This window comes from Mesorhizobium sp. M7A.T.Ca.US.000.02.2.1, from assembly GCF_003996995.1.
In the GTDB taxonomy this organism is placed as follows: Bacteria; Pseudomonadota; Alphaproteobacteria; order Rhizobiales; family Rhizobiaceae; genus Mesorhizobium.
Genome location: NZ_RZTT01000565.1, coordinates 1 through 3,064, shown reverse-complemented (window position 1 = coordinate 3,064; position 3,064 = coordinate 1). Strand labels below are relative to the sequence as shown.

Annotated in this window: 3 protein-coding genes; all 3 read left to right on the top strand. The window is 64.0% G+C overall.

Annotation, left to right across the window (positions count from 1 at the left end):
• On the top strand, positions 1–693 hold a 693-nt coding region (gene ntrB, locus EOD15_RS31640), incomplete at its 5' end, for a nitrate ABC transporter permease (protein WP_127409176.1).
• An 11-nt stretch (positions 694–704) separates the two neighbouring features.
• Positions 705–1,502 (top strand): ABC transporter ATP-binding protein, encoded by a 798-nt coding sequence (locus EOD15_RS31635; RefSeq protein ID WP_027035388.1) that lies wholly within the window; start codon positions 705–707, stop codon positions 1,500–1,502.
• A 4-nt stretch (positions 1,503–1,506) separates the two neighbouring features.
• Positions 1,507–3,064 (top strand): NAD(P)/FAD-dependent oxidoreductase (locus EOD15_RS31630; protein WP_148129734.1); only part of this gene is annotated, 1,558 nt, incomplete at its 3' end.

Here is a 3,064-nt window from a genome sequence, read left to right as displayed (position 1 = left end):
ACATCAAGCCTGCCGCCGCCGACCCAGGTGTGGAACGAGGCCTACGATTTGATCGCGCATCCGTTCTTCGACAATGGCCCGCAGGATATCGGCCTGGCATGGCGCGTGCTGATCTCGCTGCAGCGTGTTGCCATCGGCTTCGGCCTGGCGGCGGTGGTCGGCGTCGCGCTCGGCGCGCTGGTCGGCCAGTCGATCTGGGCGATGCGCGGCCTCGACCCGGTGTTCCAGATACTGCGTACCGTGCCGCCGCTAGCGTGGCTGCCGCTGTCGCTGGCGGCGTTCCGCGATTCCAGCCCGTCGGCGATCTTCGTCATCTTCATCACCTCGATCTGGCCAATCATCATCAACACCGCGGTTGGCGTGCGCAACATCCCCGAGGATTATCGCAACGTCTCGCGCATCCTGCGGCTCAACCAGTTCGAGTTCTTCGTGAAGATCATGGTGCCGGCCGCCGCGCCTTACATCTTTACCGGCCTGAGGATCGGCATCGGCCTGTCCTGGCTCGCCATCGTCGCCGCCGAAATGCTGACCGGCGGCGTCGGCATCGGCTTCTTCATCTGGGACGCGTGGAACTCGTCCCGGCTGCCCGACATCATCGTCGCGCTCGCCTATATCGGCGTCACCGGCTTCTGCCTCGACCGTCTGGTCGCAGCGGTCGGCGCCTTTGTCACCCGCGGCACAACGGCAAAGTGAGGAGAGGGGCGATGACGGCCTATCTGAAACTCGACCATATCGACAAATCCTTCACGCGTGGTGCCCAGGTCAGCGAGGTATTGAAGGACATCAGGCTGACCATCGACAAGGGCGAATTCGTCTCCATCATAGGCCATTCCGGCTGTGGCAAGTCGACCTTGCTCAATCTGATCGCCGGGCTGACCAAGGTGTCCGCCGGCGCCGTGCTGCTCGAGGACAAGGAGGTCGACAGCCCCGGACCGGAACGCGCCGTGGTGTTCCAGAACCACAGCCTTTTGCCGTGGCTAACCGTCTACGAAAACATCAATCTGGCGGTGTCGAAGGTCTTCGGTCGTTCGAAGAGCAAGGCCGAGCGGCATGACTGGATCATGCGCAATCTTGACCTCGTGCAGATGGCGCATGCCAAGGATAAACGCCCGGCAGAAATATCGGGCGGCATGAAGCAGCGCGTCGGCATCGCCCGAGCACTGGCCATGGAGCCGAAGATCCTGCTGCTCGACGAGCCGTTCGGCGCGCTCGATGCGCTGACGCGCGCCCATCTGCAGGATGCGGTGATGGACATCCATTCCAGGCTCGGCTCGACGACGATCATGATCACCCACGATGTCGACGAGGCGGTGCTGCTTTCCGACCGCATCGTCATGATGACCAATGGCCCGGCGGCAACCATCGGCGAAGTGCTTCCCGTGCCGCTGGCGCGGCCGCGCCGGCGCGTCGAACTCTCTTCCGACCGGACCTTCCTGCGCTGCCGCGAGGCGGTGCTGAAGTTCCTCTACGAACGCCACCGCTTCGTCGAAGCCGCGGAGTAGCGCCATGAGCGAAAGACTTGTCATCATCGGCAACGGCATGGCCCCCGGGCGCATGCTCGAGCACCTGCTGGAACAGGCGCCGGGCCGCTACACCGTCACCATCTTCAACGCCGAGCCGCGCGTCAATTACGACCGCATCATGCTGTCGCCGGTTCTGTCGGGCGAGAAAGCCTATGAGGAGATCATCATCCACGGCGACGGCTGGTACATCGCCAACAACATCACCCTCTACAAGGGCCACAAGATCGTCACGATCGACCGGTCAGCGAAGACCGTCACGTCAGATCATGGCGTCACCGAACCTTACGACAAGCTCGTCATCGCCACCGGTTCGGTGCCGTTCATCATTCCGGTGCCCGGCCATGATCTGCCGGGCGTGCTGACCTATCGCGACCTCGATGACGTCCAGGCGATGATGCTTGCCGCCCAGTCGCGCGCCAAGGCGGTGGTCATCGGCGGCGGCCTGCTCGGGCTGGAGGCGGCAGCAGGGCTGAACGCGCAAGGCATGGACGTCACCGTGCTGCATGTCATGCCGACGCTCATGGAGCGCCAGCTCGATCCGGCGGCCGGCTATCTCTTGCAGCGTGCGGTGGAACAGCGCGGCATCAAGGTCATCACCAAGGCCAACACACAGGCGATCACAGGCAACGGCAAGGTCGGGCAGGTGGAGCTTGCCGACGGCACCATTATCCCAGCAACGCTTGTGGTGATGGCTGTCGGCATCAGGCCGAATTCGGCGCTGGCGAAACAGGCGGGCATCGCCGTCAACAGGGGCATCGTCGTCGACGCCGGCATGCGCAGCAACGATCCCGACATCTACGCGCTCGGCGAATGTGCCGAGGTCAACGGCCAGGTCTATGGCCTCGTCGCGCCGCTCTACGAGATGGCGCGCGTCACCGCCAGCCAGCTTGCTGGCAACGAGGCGGCGGCCTTCGTCCATATGGACACGCCAACCAAGCTCAAGGTCACCGGCATCGACCTGTTCTCGCTCGGCGACTTCGCCGAGGGCGAGGACCGCCAGGAGATCGTGCTGCGCGACGCGGCGGCCGGCGTCTACAAGCGCCTGGTGCTGAAGGACGACCGCATCATCGGCACCGTGCTCTATGGCGAGACGGCCGATGGGGCCTGGTTCAACGACCTGAAGAAGAAGCAGACCGATATTTCCGAAATGCGCGACACGCTCATCTTCGGCCAGTCCTACCAGGGGGGTGCCCCGCTGGACCCTATGGCGGCCGTTGCAGCCTTGCCGGATGATGCGGAAATCTGCGGCTGCAACGGCGTTTGCAAGGGAAAGATCACTGGTGCAATCACGGCCAAGGGCCTGACCTCGCTCGACGACGTGCGCGCCCACACCAAGGCATCGGCCTCCTGCGGCTCCTGCACCGGGCTGGTCGAGAAGCTGATGGTGCTGACCATCGGCGACAAATACAATCCGGCGGCAGTGCAGCCGATGTGCGGCTGCACGACGCTCGGCCATGACGAGGTGCGCCGGCTGATCATCGCCAAGAGCCTGAAGACGATTCCGGCGGTTATGCAGGAGCTGGAGTGGACGACCTCCTGCG